The 16,966-nt window shown below is 53.0% G+C and carries 14 protein-coding genes, 1 tRNA gene, 2 pseudogenes and 3 other annotated features; of the genes and pseudogenes, 6 read left to right on the top strand and 11 right to left on the bottom strand.

Going from position 1 to position 16,966, the window contains the following annotated elements; all coding sequences use genetic code 11:
• Positions 1–128: 128 nt before the first annotated feature.
• The gene (gene yqjI, locus SF3112) at positions 129–752 is read right to left on the bottom strand and encodes a hypothetical protein (RefSeq protein NP_708879.1); all 624 of its coding nucleotides are present in this window, start codon (positions 750–752) and stop codon (positions 129–131) included.
• A 276-nt stretch (positions 753–1,028) separates the two neighbouring features.
• Positions 1,029–1,774, top strand: a sequence feature (Similar to Escherichia coli K12 conserved hypothetical protein gi: 1789450 (255 aa). BLAST with identity of 99% in 248 aa. This CDS contains an in-frame stop codon. The sequence has been checked and is believed to be correct.).
• Here yqjI and yqjH point away from each other — a divergent pair.
• Positions 1,029–1,774: pseudogene (gene yqjH / locus SF3111) on the top strand. It overlaps the preceding feature by 746 nt.
• Before the next feature lie 53 nt (positions 1,775–1,827).
• On the opposite strand, the gene SF4508 reads toward yqjH, so the two are convergent.
• Positions 1,828–1,903 (bottom strand) — tRNA-Met (locus SF4508).
• A gap of 124 nt (positions 1,904–2,027) precedes the next feature.
• Positions 2,028–2,534: a sequence feature (Similar to Escherichia coli K12 conserved hypothetical protein gi: 1789449 (169 aa). BLAST with identity of 99% in 168 aa. This CDS ontains frameshift. The sequence has been checked and is believed to be correct.), on the top strand.
• Between SF4508 and ygjF the strand changes: the two are divergent.
• Positions 2,028–2,534: pseudogene (gene ygjF, locus SF3110) on the top strand. (Overlaps the previous feature by 507 nt.)
• Before the next feature lie 17 nt (positions 2,535–2,551).
• Positions 2,552–3,979 (bottom strand) — a mobile genetic element.
• Here the strand turns inward: ygjF and SF3109 are convergent.
• The 4 genes from SF3109 to rpsU form a co-directional block, all read right to left on the bottom strand.
• Complete coding sequence (locus tag SF3109) at positions 2,566–3,912, bottom strand: insertion sequence IS4 transposase InsG (protein ID NP_708878.1); 1,347 nt, start codon at positions 3,910–3,912, stop codon at positions 2,566–2,568. Its footprint overlaps the feature before it by 1,347 nt.
• A gap of 70 nt (positions 3,980–4,049) precedes the next feature.
• Positions 4,050–5,891, bottom strand: coding sequence for an RNA polymerase sigma factor RpoD (gene rpoD, locus SF3108; RefSeq protein ID NP_708877.1), 1,842 nt, complete (start codon positions 5,889–5,891; stop codon positions 4,050–4,052).
• A gap of 194 nt (positions 5,892–6,085) precedes the next feature.
• Complete coding sequence (gene dnaG / locus SF3107) at positions 6,086–7,831, bottom strand: DNA primase (protein ID NP_708876.1); 1,746 nt, start codon at positions 7,829–7,831, stop codon at positions 6,086–6,088.
• 110 nt (positions 7,832–7,941) lie between these two features.
• Positions 7,942–8,157: a 30S ribosomal protein S21 gene (rpsU, locus tag SF3106; RefSeq protein NP_708875.1), complete on the bottom strand. Its 216-nt coding sequence runs from the start codon at positions 8,155–8,157 to the stop codon at positions 7,942–7,944.
• A 237-nt stretch (positions 8,158–8,394) separates the two neighbouring features.
• Here rpsU and ygjD point away from each other — a divergent pair, with 237 nt between their 5' ends.
• Positions 8,395–9,408: a UGMP family protein gene (gene ygjD / locus SF3105; RefSeq protein ID NP_708874.1), complete on the top strand. Its 1,014-nt coding sequence runs from the start codon at positions 8,395–8,397 to the stop codon at positions 9,406–9,408.
• A 41-nt stretch (positions 9,409–9,449) separates the two neighbouring features.
• Here ygjD and ygjE read toward each other — a convergent pair whose 3' ends face one another.
• From ygjE to ttdA, 3 genes are read right to left on the bottom strand one after another with little or no spacing between them, the layout of a single operon-like run.
• Positions 9,450–10,913 carry a hypothetical protein gene (gene ygjE, locus SF3104; RefSeq protein NP_708873.1) on the bottom strand — a complete coding sequence of 488 codons (1,464 nt, stop codon included), beginning with the start codon at positions 10,911–10,913 and terminating at the stop codon, positions 9,450–9,452.
• A gap of 47 nt (positions 10,914–10,960) precedes the next feature.
• The gene (gene ttdB / locus SF3103; protein NP_708872.1) at positions 10,961–11,566 is read right to left on the bottom strand and encodes a L(+)-tartrate dehydratase subunit beta; all 606 of its coding nucleotides are present in this window, start codon (positions 11,564–11,566) and stop codon (positions 10,961–10,963) included.
• Between the two features lie 27 nt (positions 11,567–11,593).
• The gene (gene ttdA / locus SF3102) at positions 11,594–12,403 is read right to left on the bottom strand and encodes a tartrate dehydratase subunit alpha (protein ID NP_708871.2); all 810 of its coding nucleotides are present in this window, start codon (positions 12,401–12,403) and stop codon (positions 11,594–11,596) included.
• 209 nt (positions 12,404–12,612) lie between these two features.
• Between ttdA and ygiP the strand changes: the two genes are divergently transcribed.
• A complete protein-coding gene (ygiP, locus tag SF3101) occupies positions 12,613–13,614 on the top strand; it encodes a transcriptional activator TtdR (protein ID NP_708870.1) in 1,002 nt (333 codons plus the stop codon).
• On the opposite strand, the gene ygiH is transcribed toward ygiP, so the two are convergent.
• Positions 13,557–14,174: a glycerol-3-phosphate acyltransferase PlsY gene (ygiH, locus tag SF3100; protein NP_708869.1), complete on the bottom strand. Its 618-nt coding sequence runs from the start codon at positions 14,172–14,174 to the stop codon at positions 13,557–13,559. The two genes, ygiP and ygiH, sit on opposite strands and share 58 nt — an antisense overlap.
• Positions 14,175–14,278: 104 nt before the next feature.
• Between ygiH and folB the strand changes: the two genes are divergently transcribed.
• The gene (gene folB / locus SF3099; protein ID NP_708868.2) at positions 14,279–14,647 is read left to right on the top strand and encodes a bifunctional dihydroneopterin aldolase/dihydroneopterin triphosphate 2'-epimerase; all 369 of its coding nucleotides are present in this window, start codon (positions 14,279–14,281) and stop codon (positions 14,645–14,647) included.
• 90 nt (positions 14,648–14,737) lie between these two features.
• The gene (gene uppP / locus SF3098; protein NP_708867.2) at positions 14,738–15,559 is read left to right on the top strand and encodes an undecaprenyl pyrophosphate phosphatase; all 822 of its coding nucleotides are present in this window, start codon (positions 14,738–14,740) and stop codon (positions 15,557–15,559) included.
• A 162-nt stretch (positions 15,560–15,721) separates the two neighbouring features.
• Here the strand turns inward: uppP and cca are convergent, their stop codons facing one another.
• Positions 15,722–16,960 carry a multifunctional tRNA nucleotidyl transferase/2'3'-cyclic phosphodiesterase/2'nucleotidase/phosphatase gene (gene cca, locus SF3097; protein NP_708866.1) on the bottom strand — a complete coding sequence of 413 codons (1,239 nt, stop codon included), beginning with the start codon at positions 16,958–16,960 and terminating at the stop codon, positions 15,722–15,724.
• Positions 16,961–16,966 lie beyond the last annotated feature (6 nt).

The following is a 16,966-nucleotide window of genomic DNA, read 5'->3' as shown; positions in this document are numbered from 1 at the left end:
AGCACAATGCCTGATGCGATGCTGGCGCATCTTATCAGGCCTGCGGGGTGTGTAGCGGGTGTAGGCCGGATAAGGCGCGTCAAGCGTCGCATCCGGCAATTGCACCGCGCCACTGGCGGATGCGGCGATTAATCCAGTTGCGTAATATCAAAAGCGGCGCGGTCGATCACCGCAATGATCTTTTTTATTTGTGCATCACTGATATCGCTCTGGTTGACGCGTAAATCCAGCACCGCTTTAAAATTATCCAGCGCCCGCTTCATTTGCGGGTTCTGGCGCAGCGCCGCGCCAACGCAACGCGCTTTGATGCGTTCTTCAATCATCTCCACTTGTTCGCGGTTTTCTTCCAGCCACTGCGCGCCTTGTTCGGTCAGCGCAATCTGCTTCTTACCACCTTCCTCTTCGCGGATGGTAATCAGCGACTGCTCCTGCAGAAAATCCAGCGTCGGGTAGATGACGCCCGGGCTTGGGGTGTAATTCCCCTGGGTTAGATTCTCAATCGCTTTAATCAATTCGTAACCGTGGCTGTCATCGCGCGAGAGAATATCCAGAATCACCAGACGCAATTCACCGTGACCAAAGAAACGTTGCCGACGACCGCCGCCGCGACCGTGGCGACCACCGCAACATTGACCGTGTTCATGCTGGTGACCGTGTCCGCAGTGCTCGTGTTCTGACTTCTCACCTTTGCAGCAGCCCTCATGGCGTGGCTGGCCTTCATGTTTACAACACCCTTCGTGATGATGGCTCATATCAGCCTCCTTTTGCTTGATTAGATATATCTAATTTATATCTGATGTGAGCATTACTGCAAGTACAAAAATGATTTTTAAACGTGGAAGCACCTCACATCTAGGCCGGATAAGACGTTCACGCCGCATCCGGCAGCATTGCTATGGCACTGAATGCCTTCACATACTTCAGACATATCAGTTCTACAAATCGCTTGCATTTATCATGATTAACAATCATTATCATTTGCGAATTTTATTTAGATATATCTGATTACCATCACGAAGGCGATAACAATGAATAACACCCCCCGCTACCCGCAGCGCGTTCGCAATGATCTGCGCTTCCGTGAACTGACTGTGCTACGCGTTGAGCGCATCAGCGCCGGTTTTCAGCGCATTGTCCTTGGCGGCGAGGCGTTGGACGGTTTTACATCGCGCGGCTTTGACGATCACAGCAAACTCTTCTTTCCTCAACCTGACGCTCACTTTGTGCCGCCAACGGTAACGGAAGAGAGCATCGTCTGGCCGGAAGGACCACGCCCACCGTCGCGTGACTATACGCCACTGTATGACGAACTACGCCATGAACTGGCGATCGATTTCTTTATTCACGACGGTGGGGTCGCCAGCGGCTGGGCGATAAACTTACGGTGGCAGGTCCGCGCGGTTCGCTGGTGGTGCCGGAAGATTACGCGTATCAGCTGTATGTCTGCGATGAATCCGGAATGCCCGCACTGCGCCGCCGCCTGGAAACGTTGAGCAAACTTGCCGTTAAACCGCAAGTTAGTGCGCTGGTTAGCGTGCGGGATAACGCCTGTCAGGATTATCTCGCGCACCTTGATGGTTTTAATATCGAATGGCTGGCACATGATGAGCAGGCGGTAGATGCGCGTCTGGCGCAGATGCAAATCCCTGCCGATGATTACTTCATCTGGATAACCGGCGAAGGTAAAGTCGTTAAGAATTTAAGCCGCCGCTTTGAAGCGGAACAGTATGACCCACAGCGGGTACGTGCAGCGGCTTACTGGCACGCAAAGTAACTGATATATAAAAAGAAAAAGGCTGACGATTTCTCGTCAGCCTTTGCTATATCTGGTGGCCCCTGCTGGACTTGAACCAGCGACCAAGCGATTATGAGTCGCCTGCTCTAACCACTGAGCTAAGGGGCCATGGTAGCGGATTATAAAGTAACTCCGTGCCGCAATCCAGCCATTACCGCGCGCCTGCTGTTTTTATAAACAATGTATTTTCAATCCGTTATACTTTTCCTGGTGATGTTAGAAAGGAGTAAATATGGTTGAGGATATTTTGGCTCCAGGGTTACGGGTCGTGTTTTGCGGTATCAACCCTGGGCTTTCATCCGCCGGGACTGGTTTTCCCTTTGCTCATCCGGCAAATCGCTTCTGGAAGGTGATATATCAGGCCGGGTTTACCGACCGTCAGTTGAAGCCGCAGGAGGCACAGCATCTGCTGGATTATCGTTGTGGCATCACCAAACTGGTAGACCGTCCAACGGTGCAAGCCAATGAAGTTTCAAAGCAGGAGCTGCACGCAGGTGGGCGTAAGCTGATTGAAAAAATTGAAGATTATCAGCCGCAGGCGTTGGCTATTCTGGGCAAACAAGCATATGAACAGGGATTCAGCTAGCGCGGTGCACAGTGGGGGAAACAAACGCTCACCATTGGTTCGACGCAGATTTGGGTGCTGCCAAATCCCAGCGGTTTAAGTCGCGTTTCACTGGAGAAACTGGTTGAAGCGTATCGCGAGCTGGACCAGGCGCTGGTAGTGCGTGGGCGATAAAAAACGTCACCGGGGGAGTAATGCCAGTCAGTTAAGCAACTGACTGGCTCTTTTTCGGGGCTGTGGGGTATTTCCAGGGCCTCTCCTTTACCACTCTCGGGAAGGCCCTTCCCCTTCTCGTCGGTAATTTCACAAGTTGTCCCATACTTGCAAGATCGCGCATCAGCTCCGGTATACGTCCCGGTGAAGCGCCCTGCAATGTCATCAGCATTCTCATCACCATTCCGCATGATTCTGAGAAACTCAGTTGATTCGGCCAGTAACCTTTCAGATGTTCCGCCATTTTAATCATCTGATATCTCACCAGATTATAAGCCAGTAAGACACCCCACAGCTCTTGCTCCACAAGCTCCGGCTTTTTACTTCTCAGCGTCAGCCTGCTCAGTTGCATCGTCTGTTTTATCTCCCTGTATCCCAGTTCGATTTCCCAGCGATGACTGTACAGATCCGCCATTTCTCCTCCGGGGAAGCGCATGGCGTCCGTCATCGACGTCAGCAGATGGCAGACTTTTCCTTTGCGCGTCACGGTCAGCAGGCGGGCTGTCACTTCATTTCCCAGTCCCGGCCACTTTTTTCGTGCCTGCGGGCTGGTTTTCAGCTTCACCAGATGATCGCCTTTACTCAGTTTTCTGAGCTCTTCATATTGCGCTCCCTTTCTGAGAGGTATCATCCAGTGGCGGTGTTCTCCCGCCAGGCTCCAGCCATTTAACAGTCCCAGTGAGTAATAACCTTTATCCATTAACGTCAGAGTGTTATCGCCGGTTTGTCCTATAAGTTGCTCAGCAAGCTCATTTTCGCTGTTCTTCATCGTGCCGAAGGCTGCAGCCGTCAGCAGATGGCTGGTCAGTTCCATCTGGCAGACCATTTTGACCTGCGGGTAGAGCGCCGGGTTCCCGGCATGTGTCTGGCGGGGGAAGGCTGCATCGTTCTCTGGTGTATCCGGTGTGCGCCAGAACACACCATCGATGGCCAGCAGGGTCAGGCCGCACCAGTGCGGATGCGGCGTGGCGTTATGCCAGAGCTGCGCTGTTTTCGTGAACACGCGGCGGACAGCCTCACTTCCCAGGCGCTGGCGGGCCTGAATAACGGCACTGGGGGCAACGAAGGGGCGATTGCCCGGCAGCATGATGTCCAGGCGATTCACAATCTGGTGAAGAGGTTCTTTACGCTCAAGCGCCATGCCAACAATACACCAGACCATCATTTCGAGGGGAAGACGGCGCTTGCGTAGCGTTACAGTACCTGATTCGGCAAGGCAACGAGAGATGAGTTCGGGGTCGAGGTAATCTCCCAGAGAAGTCAGTGGGTTACGCAGAGAATCGTAACGGGATACCAGATCAAGAGCCTGTCCAATGTGCATAAAAAAATCCGGAAACAAGTGAGCGTTTCCGGATTCTTACACAGCCACTGGATCGGTCAACTGATCCTTAACTGATCGGCATTACACCGAAAAGGTGGCGTTTGTGCAGAGAGACTAGTGCCGGGTGCGGCGTAACGCCTGATCCGGCCTACCGATTAATCGTCCAGGAAGCTACGCAACACTTCAGAACGGCTCGGGTGACGCAGTTTGCGCAGCGCCTTCGCTTCGATCTGACGGATACGTTCGCGGGTAACGTCGAACTGTTTACCCACTTCTTCCAGCGTGTGGTCGGTGTTCATATCGATACCGAAACGCATACGCAGAACTTTTGCTTCACGCGCGGTCAGGCCAGCCAGCACGTCGTGCGTTGCCGCACGCAGGCTTTCGGTGGTCGCAGAATCCAGCGGCAGCTCGAGGGTGGTATCCTCGATGAAATCCCCCAGATGCGAATCTTCATCATCACCGATCGGCGTTTCCATGGAGATTGGCTCTTTGGCGATCTTCAGCACTTTGCGGATCTTGTCTTCCGGCATCAGCATACGTTCAGCCAGTTCTTCCGGCGTCGGTTCACGGCCCATCTCTTGCAGCATCTGGCGAGAAATACGGTTGAGTTTGTTGATAGTCTCAATCATATGCACCGGAATACGGATGGTGCGCGCCTGATCCGCGATAGAACGGGTGATCGCCTGACGGATCCACCAGGTTGCGTAGGTGGAGAACTTGTAACCACGGCGGTATTCGAATTTATCAACCGCTTTCATCAGGCCGATGTTACCTTCCTGAATCAGGTCAAGGAACTGCAAGCCACGGTTGGTGTATTTCTTGGCGATAGAAATAACCAGACGTAAGTTCGCTTCAACCATCTCTTTCTTCGCACGGCGGGCTTTCGCTTCACCGATGGACATACGACGGTTGATATCTTTAACCTGCTCGATGGTCAGGCCGGTTTCTTCTTCAATCTGCTGCAGTTTTTGCAGGGCGCGATGCACTTCTTCAGAGACATCGTGCAGTTTTTCCGACCACGGCTTGTTCATCGCAATTGCCGCGTTGAACCAGGTATCGCTGGTTTCGTTGCCGGTAAACAGGGTAATGAAGTTTTTCTTCGGCATTTTGCACTGCTCAACGCAGAGCTTCATGATCAGACGTTCTTGCGTACGAACGCGGTCCATCATGACGCGCATGCTGTTGACCAGGTAGTCAAACTGCTTCGGCACCAGGCGGAACTGTTTGAATACTTCAGACAGTTTCAGGATCTCTTCCTGAGCGGCAGCGTGACTGCGACCTTTCGCTTTGATGGTGTCACGCGTTACAACGTACTGAGCGCGTAGTTCCGCAAATTTTTCGCGAGCCAGTTCCGGGTCGATGCTGTTGTCATCATCGGCGCTGTCGTCATCGCCATCTTCTTCGTCTTCATCTTCGTCATCGTCCAGATCTTCCTGGGAAAGCTCAGAACCGACGTGAGTGGCGGTAGGTGCCAGATCTTCTTCTGCGTTCGGGTCAACAAAGCCGGTGATCAGATCGGACAGACGCGCTTCTTCTGCTTCAACACGATCGTACTGTTCCAGCAGATAGGTGATCGCTTCCGGATATTCAGCAACGGAGCATTGAACCTGGTTGATCCCGTCTTCAATACGCTTAGCGATGTCAATTTCGCCTTCGCGGGTCAACAGTTCAACGGTGCCCATTTCACGCATGTACATGCGTACCGGGTCAGTCGTGCGCCCGATTTCAGATTCCACGCTGGAAAGCACCTGCGCGGCGGCTTCGGCAGCATCTTCGTCCGCGGTGTTTTCAGCCAGCATCAGATCATCGGCATCCGGTGCTTCTTCCATCACCTGAATGCCCATGTCGTTGATCATTTGGATGATGTCTTCGATCTGATCTGAATCGACGATATCTTCCGGCAGATGGTCATTGACCTCGGCATAGGTCAGATAGCCTTGCTCCTTACCACGGGTGACAAGAAGTTTCAGCTGTGACTGCGGGTTTTGCTCCATAAGACGGTATCCACACTTATTTCATGAGGTTGGTGTTGGGCGATTGACCCGATGTCCTTCAGCCGTTAACGCTGAAATCCAACGGTTGTTTACCGCCAACGATAATTACGAGGGCGTACTTATATATTTGCCGCTGCCTCTCAGTGCGGCTGTCGGGGGCTTCCCGATCGCTCTTCGGCACTTAAGCCGTTAAATCACTTTTTCGCCAGCTCCTGGTTTAATGTCCAGAGCTCCAGGCGTTCTTCGTTGCTTAAACCATGCGTGCGCTCACGAGCGATTAACTCTTCCTGGCGCAGTTCAAGCAGCGAATCAAACATATGGTTGAGTGAGTCGGTGAAGGTTTGCTCAGCAATATTCTTATCTGCTATATCGTCCCACATCGACAGTTTTTCAAGGGTGGCAGCATTATTTGTACCACGATAGTGCTCTAAAAGTTGCCCGGTGGTCAGACCTGGCTGGGAGAGACAAGTGTTGACCAGTTCTCTGAATAAGCCAAGTCCAGGGAGCTTATTTTCATCCAGATTCTCAAGCGGCGGGACCAACGTCGCTAATTCTGGATTTTGCACCAGCAACCCTATAAGTATACGCATGGTCGTGCGTTTTAGCTGCGGAACAGGGCGAGAAACGCCGCTCTCTGCCGCTTTTGGCATTAATCGTTCAAGCTGGCTGTCATCAAGTATGCCTAATTTGTTGCCTAATTCCTGACGAAGATATATTCGCAGCGTTTCGCCCGGCACTTGCGATATCAATGGCAGTGCCAGCGTACTCAAACGTGCGCGCCCGTCAGGGGTACTCAGATCAACTTGCGGCATCAGACTGTTAAACAGAAATGCGGAGAGTGGCATCGCCTGCTCCATCCGCGCTTCAAACGCTTCTTTACCTTCTTTTCGTACCAGCGTGTCAGGGTCTTCGCCATCCGGCAAAAACATAAAGCGTAGCTGACGGCCGTCTGTCATGTAAGGCAGCGCCGTTTCCAGCGCTCGCCATGCGGCATCGCGGCCTGCACGGTCGCCGTCATAACAGCAAATGACATTGTTGGTCGCGCGGAACAACAGTTGTATGTGATCGGCGGTGGTTGACGTACCTAACGACGCAACGGCGTAATTAATGCCGTATTGCGCCAGCGCCACCACGTCCATATAGCCTTCGACCACAAGCAGACGATTGGGTTCAGCGTTATCCTGCTGCGCTTCATAAAGACCGTAAAGCTGGCGGCCTTTATGGAAAATGTCTGTTTCCGGCGAGTTCAGGTATTTGGGGGTATCGTTGCCCAGCACGCGCCCGCCAAAACCAATCACCCGACCGCGTTTATCGCGAATGGGGAACATCACCCGTTCGCGGAAACGATCGTAACTGCGTCCCTGATCGTTAGTGACCAACATCCCCGCATCAATCAATGACTGGCGATTTTCTGGATTGCCGCCAAACCGCTTCAGGACGTTGTCCCAGCCGGGGGGCGCAAAACCAATCGCAAAGCGAGCGATAACCTCGTGGCTTAATCCGCGTTTTTCCAGATACTGGCGCGCAGACGTGGCAACAGGTTGTTGTAAAGATTGTTGGTAAAACGTATTCAGACCGTCCATCAACTGATAAAGCGTTTGCCTCTGATGGCGCTCGATCTGGCTGGGGCCGCTGCCTGCTTCAAATGGCACTTCAAGATTGTGCATTGCTGCCAGCTCTTCGACCGTTTCGACGAACTCGAGCTTGTCGTAGTTCATCAGGAAGTCGATCGCGTTGCCGTGCGCGCCACATCCAAAGCAGTGGTAAAACTGTTTCTCACCGTTAACGGTGAATGACGGGGTTTTCTCGTTGTGGAATGGACAACACGCGTGGAAATTCTTGCCCTGCTTTTTCAGCTTCACACGGGCATCGATCAGATCGACGATGTCAGTGCGTGCCAGCAGATCATTAATGAATACGCGTGGGATTCGTCCAGCCATAGGCCCCGATTTTTAGCAATTCATAAACGAAAATAAGCCGCGCATTCCTTTCGGAAGCACGGCCTTACAACTACAACTCGGTCTGATCGGAGAGCAACGCTCTCGGGGAATTAGTACAGACGAGTGCGGCGTGCGTTTTCGCGAGCCAGTTTCTTCGCGTGACGTTTCACTGCAGAAGCTTTAGCGCGCTTACGTTCGGTAGTCGGTTTTTCATAGAACTCACGACGACGAACTTCCGCCAGAACACCTGCTTTTTCGCAGGAACGCTTGAAGCGACGCAGAGCTACGTCGAACGGCTCGTTTTCACGTACTTTAATTACCGGCATGTGCCTCTCACCTTTGATTAATTCGGTTTGCCGCTGGCATCAACGCCAGCTTATTTCAAAATGGTGCGGAATTTTACTGCAATTGCTGCTGCTTTGTAAAGCACCGCGGCCTTTTTTGAAAGGGACTTTTATAAGGGTGAGGAGTATACACGAGGCTTTCTCCAGGGGCGAACAAAGTTTTACATCAACCCGCATTGGTCCTACACTGCGCGGTAATAAAGCGAGGTAAAACAAGTCATGCGTGTACTGGGTATTGAAACTTCCTGCGATGAAACCGGCATCGCCATTTACGACGATGAAAAAGGTTTGTTAGCCAACCAATTGTATAGTCAGGTGAAATTGCACGCTGACTACGGCGGCGTCGTGCCTGAACTGGCCTCCCGCGATCATGTGCGTAAAACCGTACCGTTGATCCAGGCGGCGCTAAAGGAGTCTGGTTTAACGGCAAAAGACATTGATGCTGTGGCCTATACCGCAGGCCCTGGATTAGTCGGCGCACTGCTGGTTGGCGCAACCGTGGGGCGTTCTCTGGCGTTTGCCTGGAACGTTCCGGCAATCCCGGTACACCATATGGAAGGGCATCTGTTAGCGCCGATGCTGGAAGATAACCCGCCGGAATTTCCGTTTGTCGCGCTGCTGGTGTCCGGCGGTCATACGCAGTTAATCAGCGTGACTGGCATTGGTCAGTACGAGCTGCTCGGCGAGTCTATCGATGATGCCGCCGGTGAAGCGTTTGATAAAACCGCGAAGCTGCTGGGGCTGGATTATCCTGGCGGACCGTTACTGTCGAAAATGGCGGCTCAGGGTACTGCCGGGCGCTTTGTTTTCCCGCGTCCGATGACCGACCGTCCGGGGCTGGATTTCAGCTTTTCTGGTCTGAAAACCTTTGCGGCGAACACGATTCGTGACAACGGCACCGACGACCAGACGCGTGCTGATATCGCCCGCGCCTTTGAAGATGCGGTGGTCGATACGTTGATGATTAAGTGTAAGCGAGCGTTGGATCAGACGGGCTTTAAGCGACTGGTCATGGCGGGCGGCGTGAGTGCTAACCGCACGTTACGGGCGAAGCTGGCTGAAATGATGAAAAAACGCCGCGGCGAAGTGTTCTACGCGCGTCCGGAATTTTGTACTGATAACGGCGCGATGATCGCCTATGCCGGAATGGTGCGGTTTAAAGCAGGCGCGACGGCGGATCTCGGCGTTAGCGTGCGTCCGCGCTGGCCGCTGGCGGAGTTACCGGCTGCCTAAACTATTGGGTGCCGGAGAGCAATTTCCGGCACCGTCCTCACTTAAAGCAACACCACGGGCATCCACAGTAAGCCGGTAATCACCAGCAACACGAGGAATATCAGCCCAAAAATCGCCCCCAGTCGCCAGTAATCCGCCGTTGGCAGATAACCACTACCGTAGTAAATCGGACTGGGTCCGGTGGCGTATGGTGTAAGAATGCTCCCCAGACCAATTGCCGCGCCAACCATCAGGCAGAACACCGGCAGCGGGATTTCCGGCATCGCCAGCGCGGCGGCGATCATCATCGGTGCGAGGGCGCAGGTATACGCCGTGGCGCTGGCGAAAAAGTAGCGCAGTAGATAAAACACCACAATCAACGTCACCATCACCATCGTCGGCGAATAACCACTTAAGCTGCCTGCTAACAGTTTGCCAAACCAGCTAATAAAACCGGTATTGTTGAGTCCGGTCGCGAGGGTGATAAGCGAGGCCAGCCAGAAGAAAACGTTCCATGCCGCTTTATTACTGACAATGTCGTCCCAACTGATAATGCGCAGAAGCAGCATCAGCGCCACCACGCTGTAACCGACCATCGCGGCATCGATATAATCACCGCCGAAAATCCACAGCACCAGCGCGCCTACCATCAGCCCCAGCATCCGTTTTTCACGCGAACAGAGCGGGCCCATTGCCTGCAGTTCCGTCTCTGCCCAGCGCGGCACCTGATCACCAGACTTCAGTACCGGCGGGTACAGCACGTAAGCCAGCCAGGGAACCAGCAGAACCAGTAAAATGCTGAGCGGCAACATCCCGAGGAACCAGTCGCCCCAACTCAGCGTGGCGTGAGATGCGCTTTTCATCAGTCCAATTAACAGCAAGTTAGGTGCCATCGCCGTCAGGAAAATGGCGCTGGTCACGCAGTCGGCAACAATCCCCATCCACATGATGTACGAGCCAATGCTGCGCGAACTGCTGTCGTTTGGTTGTGATTGATAGAGCGGTGGCAGGTTACGGATGATGGGATAGATAATACCCGCACCACGCGCCGAGTTGGACGGTGTTACAGGTGCCAGGATCAGCTCGGAGAACATCACCGCATAGCCGAGAAACAGCGTGCGATGCCCCATCTTTTTCACCAGAATCAGCGCAATGCGGCGTCCAAGCCCGGTTTTTTCATAGCCTGTGCCAAACATAAAGGCGGCGAAAATGAGCCAGATAACCGAATTAGAAAAACCAGAAACTGCCCAGGAGAGGGATTTGGCGGTGAACTTAAAGCCTGGCTGGGCGAGCTGTTCGGGGCTGAACAGCAGCCAGGGAGAGAGTATGGCGATGATGGAGATACCCACCATCGCCACCACGGCACCCGGCACGGGTTCGAGGATCAGTCCAACGATCACGCCAGTAAAAACGGCAAAGTAGAGCCAGGTATGGTTCTCCAGCCCTGCGGGAACCGGAAGTAGAGCAATAATGGCGATGACCGCCAGCGGCGCAAGATATCGCCACCATTCAGTGGAAGGTTTCATCGTGTTATGCCTGCGAAAAAGGAGAGGGGTGAGCCTCTCCGGGAGGGTTATTTGATGTAATGGACGTGCTCGCAGATCTCTTCCACGATGGGATCGCGGCGTTCGGCGAACAGCTTTTTGTTTTCGGCTATCAGGTTGTTGCCGTGGGTATCAATAGAGACAATCAGCGGGCCGAACTCTTTGACCCGGCAGACCCACAGTGACTCCGGCATCCCGAGTTCTGTCCAGTGCACTTCTTCAATCTCTTCTACCTGGGTTGCCGCCAGCACCGCGCAGCCTGCTGGGAAAATCACATGTAACGCCTTGAATTTCTGGCAGCCTTCTTCGGTCAGCGGCCCCATACCACCTTTGCCAACCACCAGTTTTACGCCGGTCTGCTCAATAAATTCACGTTCAAAACTTTCCATACGCATACTGGTTGTCGGGCCGACGGAGACCATCTCCCATTTGTCGCCGTTTTTGCGCACGATGGGGCCAGCGTGGAAAATCGCTTTGCCGTTGAGATCGTAAGGGATCGGACGTTTCAGTTCGATCAAACGGCGGTGACAAACGTCGCGGCAGGTCACCAGCGTACCGGTCAGGTAGATCACATCGCCGACGCGAATATCTTGCAGATCTTCAGCTTTGATCGGGGTTGTCAGGATCTTTTTCATAACGCGCTCCGGGTGTGAGACAGATTTTCAAAGGTGAGATCGGCATGAACCAGCAGCGTGCCGCGACGATGCGCCCATCACTGAACTGTTGCCGGTCAGCCCTTGTGGACCAATCCCCAGACGGTTGAGTCCTTCTTCCAGGCGTAGCTCCAGTTCTGCCGCTTTTGGATTGGGATGGCGGCTGCCAATCGGGCGCAAAATGGCTTTACGCGAGAGTACGGCGGCGGTTTCCACCGAGGTGGCGATGCCCACGCCCACCAGTACCGGTGGACAGGCGTTTACGGCGAGGGTGGAGATATTTTCGAAGACGAATTTCACCACGCCTTCGTAGCCTTCTGACGGCATTAACACTTTCGAGCGGCCAGGTAGCGTGCAGCCGCCGCCTGCCATGTAAACTTCGATTTCCGCATCGTCATTGTCGGGGATGATGTCCCAGGTGACCCACGGTACGCCGCTACCGGTATTTTTGCCGGTGTTTACTTCGTCAAAAATTTCTACCGCATTGTGACGTAGTGGCGCTTTGACGGTTGCCTCTTCCACGGCTTGTTTGAGTATGCTTTGCAGCTCGCCAAGCAGTGGGAAGCGGGAACCGACTTTAACGAAGAACATAATCTCCCCGGTGTCCTGACAGGCAGGACGATTCAGGTCAATCGCTTTTTGCATGTTGTCGAACATCGTATGGTAGATAATTTTCCCCATCGACGACGTTTCGGCATCCTTTAGCTGTTTTAGTTTATCCACCACGTCATCAGGCATTCGGGTAGAAATCATGGCGGTAAAGTTAGCGACAATCTCTGTCAACTTATTCACTGCCTGTTGCTTATTACTTTCGCTCATCATGGCAACTCCAGTTTTTGTATTTGTCTGGAAAAATTCACCGCCACAAACTAACACTAAAAATGTGGTTTTATATTTTTTGCCACCGTTAATATGTAATTAACAGTTCGTGAATCAACGCGAAAATAAGAATGAATATTGCGCCAGAGCAGGGAATGGCAATGTTTTGCGAAATACACTGCGCTTATCACAACTGCGGATAATTAACGATGCTGAATAGCTGGCCTTTAGCCAAAGACTTGCAGGTACTGGTAGAAATCGTCCACAGCGGGAGTTTTAGTGCTGCAGCGGCGACGCTTGGGCAAACGCCTGCATTTGTCACCAAGCGGATCCAAATCCTTGAAAATACGCTGGCAACAACGCTGCTGAACCGCTCCGCTCGCGGCGTGGCGCTGACTGAAAGTGGCCAACGTTGTTACGAACATGCGCTGGAAATCCTCACCCAATATCAGCGACTGGTCGATGACGTCACGCAAATCAAAACGCGCCCGGAGGGGATGATTCGTATTGGTTGCAGTTTTGGTTTTGGGCGCAGCCATATTGCGCCAGCCATTACCGAACTTATGCGCAATTATCCTGAGTTACAGGTGCATTTTGAATTGTTCGATCGGCAAATTGATTTAGTGCAGGATAATATTGATCTGGATATTCGTATTAATGACGAAATTCCTGATTATTATATTGCGCATCTGTTAACGAAAAATAAAAGAATATTATGCGCAGCACCTGAGTATCTGCAAAAATATCCGCAGCCACAATCATTACAGGAATTAAGTCGTCATGACTGTCTGGTGACCAAAGAGCGCGATATGACCCACGGAATATGGGAGTTGGGGAACGGTCAGGAGAAAAAATCGGTGAAGGTTAGCGGGCATCTTTCCTCCAATAGCGGCGAGATAGTGTTGCAATGGGCGCTGGAGGGCAAAGGGATTATGCTGCGTTCCGAGTGGGATGTGTTGCCGTTTCTGGAGAGTGGCAAACTGGTGCAAGTATTGCCGGAGTATGCACAAAGCGCCAATATCTGGGCTGTTTACCGGGAGCTGCTCTATCGCAGCATGAAATTCGTGTCTGCGCGGAATTTCTGGCGGCATGGTGCCAGCAACGGCTGGGCAAGCCCGATGAAGGCTATCAGGTCATGTAGATCCACCAGAAATCACTCGGGATCCTTTTCGCGCTTTCTTTTGAATTTCGTCCAGATTTTTGTCTCCTGACGACGCCACAGACGCTGGATGTTGTCATGATGACGCAGCAGGATCAGGCAAGAGAGCATCGAAACCGGGAAGGTGAATTGTGGCTTAAACCACCAGACATAAAACGGAGCAATCAGTGCACTGACAATCGCTCCCAGCGACGAGTATCCGCTCAATAGCACGGTCAGTAACCAGGTTCCCGCCATTACTCCGGTGAGATCCCAGCTAATTGGTGCGATTGCTCCAAAAGCGGTAGCAACGCCTTTTCCTCCTTTAAAACCGAAGAAAACGGGCCAGATGTGTCCAAGACAGGCGGCGATGGCAATTAAGCCTAGCCAGAAGGGGCTGACACCTAATTCATACGCGCCCCAGACAGGCAACATTCCTTTCAGAACGTCGAAAATCAGTACTGCTACGGCTGCTCCCTTGCCACCGATACGTAACACATTGGTTGCGCCTGGATTGCCGGAGCCGCTGGTTCGCGGATCGGGCAGCCCACACAAGCGGCAAACCAGAATGGCACTGGAAATGGAGCCGCAGAGGTACGCGATGAGGATCATTCCAGGCGCGATTGCACTCATAAGCTGTTCCGTTTTGAAAATTCGTGTTCAACGATGAATCTGTGGATAATACGCACATTTCGCCGGAAGTGGTATCCGGTTAGCCAAAAAGCAGGCAGGACGTGATGGATATTGTATTTATAGAGCAACTTTCGGTAATCACCACTATTGGTGTTTACGACTGGGAACAGACCATCGAACAGAAGTTAGTGTTCGATATCGAAATGGCATGGGATAACCGTAAAGCGGCGAAAAGTGATGATGTGGCGGATTGCCTCAGTTACGCTGACATTGCAGAAACGGTGGTCAGCCACGTCGAGGGGGCGCGTTTTGCGCTGGTGGAACGCGTGGCTGAAGAGGTGGCGGAGCTGCTGTTAGCACGCTTCAACTCGCCGTGGGTGCGTATCAAACTCAGCAAGCCAGGCGCAGTGGCGCGGGCGGCGAATGTTGGCGTAATCATTGAGCGTGGCAATAATCTGAAAGAAAATAATTAATTTTACAGCTGTTAAACCAAACGGTTATAACCTGGTCATACTGCAGTAGTTCGGACAAGCGGTACATTTTAATAATTTAGGGGTTTATTGATGAGCGATATGCACTCGCTGCTGATAGCGGCAATATTGGGTGTGGTCGAAGGATTGACAGAATTTCTGCCGGTATCCAGCACGGGCCATATGATTATTGTCGGTCACTTGTTGGGGTTTGAGGGCGACACGGCGAAAACCTTTGAAGTTGTGATCCAGTTAGGATCAATTCTGGCGGTAGTAGTGATGTTCTGGCGGCGTCTGTTTGGCCTGATTGGCATCCACTTTGGCCGCCCGTTGCAGCACGAAGGTGAAAGCAAAGGTCGTTTAACGCTGATCCACATTTTGCTGGGGATGATTCCGGCGGTGGTACTGGGGCTATTATTCCACGACACGATTAAGTCATTGTTTAACCCGATAAATGTGATGTATGCGCTGGTCGTTGGCGGTTTGTTGCTGATTGCCGCCGAATGCCTGAAGCCGAAAGAGCCGCGTGCGCCGGGTCTTGATGATATGACCTATCGTCAGGCGTTTATGATTGGCTGTTTCCAGTGTCTGGCGCTGTGGCCGGGTTTCTCCCGTTCCGGGGCGACCATTTCAGGTGGGATGCTGATGGGCGTGAGCCGTTACGCTGCTTCCGAGTTCTCGTTCCTGCTGGCGGTACCGATGATGATGGGCGCAACGGCGCTCGATCTCTACAAAAGCTGGGGCTTCCTGACAACCGGCGATATCCCGATGTTTGCCGTTGGGTTTATCACCGCTTTTGTGGTGGCGCTGATAGCGATTAAAACCTTCCTGCAATTGATTAAGCGCATTTCGTTTATCCCGTTCGCCATTTATCGCTTTATTGTGGCGGCTGCGGTGTATGTCGTGTTCTTTTGATTGAGAAAAGGTTCGGGAGCAGGCCGGGTTTTCTCCCTCGCTCTGTAGGGAGAGGGCCGGGGTGGGGGTGATTGTTCGCACCGGTGCTGGTCTGTTCCCCTCACCCTAACCCTCTCCCCGAAGGGGCGAGGGGACGGTTCGTGCTAACGTTTAGTTTTATACTCAGTCAGGCTTTGGGCAACGTTGTTCCTTCCAGCTGGCTACCGCCGCAATCCGCCGTCGGGTCAGCTCCTCGCGAATCTCCACGCCTTTAAATCCCGCTTCAACGACCGCTTTTGTCGGCACTGACTGCGCCACTTCCCAGCCTTCGCGCAACCAACGGCCTTGCGGGTAGTCCGCTGATTCAAAACCGGTTCTGCCGCGCACGTCAGCCTCGCTGGTCAGCGCCAGTTGCTCGACACGCTGCGGTTTACGCCAGGCATCGATGGAATCAAATAATTTGACGATGGTTTTTGGGTTCAGCATTGGGAAGGTGCGGATGAGATCGTGAAACTCAGCCACCAGTCTGGCTAAATCGCGAATTTCATTTGGCACGCGCAGACGCTGGCATAGTTGTTCCACTAACTTAACACCCGCCGGGCCATGCCCATGATGACGCGGCCAAAGTTCTGGCGGCGTCAGTCCTTTACCGAGATCGTGGCATAAAGTTGCGAAACGGACATCAACCTGCGGACTCAGCATCGCCGCCATTGAGAGCGTCATTAAGGTATGAATACCCGTGTCGATTTCCGGATGCCACCTGGCAGGTGCCGGAACGCCAAACAGTGCGTCAATTTCCGGGAATAAAACGCGAAGTGCGCCGCAATCGCGCAGTACCTGGAAGAACACCTGGGGATTGCGGGTGGTGAGGGCGCTTTCCGTCTCTTTCCATACCCGTTCAGGCGTCAGGTGTTCCAGTTCACCCGCATGGGTCATCTCGCGCATCAGCGTCAGAGTTTCATCGGCAATACGAAAACCGAGGTGGGCATAACGCGCAGCAAAACGCGCCACGCGCAGTACGCGTAACGGATCTTCGCCAAAAGCGGGGGAAACATGGCGCAACAGACGATTTTGCAGATCGCCCAGACCGTTGTACGGGTCGATAATCTCGCCGTTATCGTCCTGGGCCAGCGCATTAATGGTCAGATCGCGACGCTTAAGATCATCTTCCAGCGTGACATCCGGTGCGGTATAGCAAGTAAAACCGGTGTAACCGGAACCGGATTTCCGTTCGGTACGTGCCAGCGCATACTCTTCATGCGTTTGCGGATGCAGAAACACAGGAAAATCGCGGCCTACCTGCTGGTAGCCCGCGTCGAGCATCTCCTGTGGCGTACTGCCGACCACCACCCAATCTCTGTCTTTGACCGATAGTCCTAACAATGCATCCCGAACAGCACCACCGACCAGATAAATCTTCACGCCATC

It is taken from the genome of Shigella flexneri 2a str. 301 (assembly GCF_000006925.2).
In the GTDB taxonomy this organism is placed as follows: domain Bacteria; phylum Pseudomonadota; class Gammaproteobacteria; order Enterobacterales; family Enterobacteriaceae; genus ECMA0423.
Note: the sequence above shows the minus strand (reverse complement) of the source record. Positions and strands in the feature narration are given on the sequence as shown.

Coding starts and splice junctions, on each gene's coding strand:
- yqjI (NP_708879.1), bottom strand. CDS start 752: ATGAGCCATCATCACGAAGGGTGTTGTAAACATGAAGGCCAGCCACGC.
- rpoD (NP_708877.1), bottom strand. CDS start 5,891: ATGGAGCAAAACCCGCAGTCACAGCTGAAACTTCTTGTCACCCGTGGT.
- dnaG (NP_708876.1), bottom strand. CDS start 7,831: ATGGCTGGACGAATCCCACGCGTATTCATTAATGATCTGCTGGCACGC.
- rpsU (NP_708875.1), bottom strand. CDS start 8,157: ATGCCGGTAATTAAAGTACGTGAAAACGAGCCGTTCGACGTAGCTCTG.
- ygjD (NP_708874.1), top strand. CDS start 8,395: ATGCGTGTACTGGGTATTGAAACTTCCTGCGATGAAACCGGCATCGCC.
- ygjE (NP_708873.1), bottom strand. CDS start 10,913: ATGAAACCTTCCACTGAATGGTGGCGATATCTTGCGCCGCTGGCGGTC.
- ttdB (NP_708872.1), bottom strand. CDS start 11,566: ATGAAAAAGATCCTGACAACCCCGATCAAAGCTGAAGATCTGCAAGAT.
- ttdA (NP_708871.2), bottom strand. CDS start 12,403: ATGAGCGAAAGTAATAAGCAACAGGCAGTGAATAAGTTGACAGAGATT.
- ygiP (NP_708870.1), top strand. CDS start 12,613: ATGCTGAATAGCTGGCCTTTAGCCAAAGACTTGCAGGTACTGGTAGAA.
- ygiH (NP_708869.1), bottom strand. CDS start 14,174: ATGAGTGCAATCGCGCCTGGAATGATCCTCATCGCGTACCTCTGCGGC.
- folB (NP_708868.2), top strand. CDS start 14,279: ATGGATATTGTATTTATAGAGCAACTTTCGGTAATCACCACTATTGGT.
- uppP (NP_708867.2), top strand. CDS start 14,738: ATGAGCGATATGCACTCGCTGCTGATAGCGGCAATATTGGGTGTGGTC.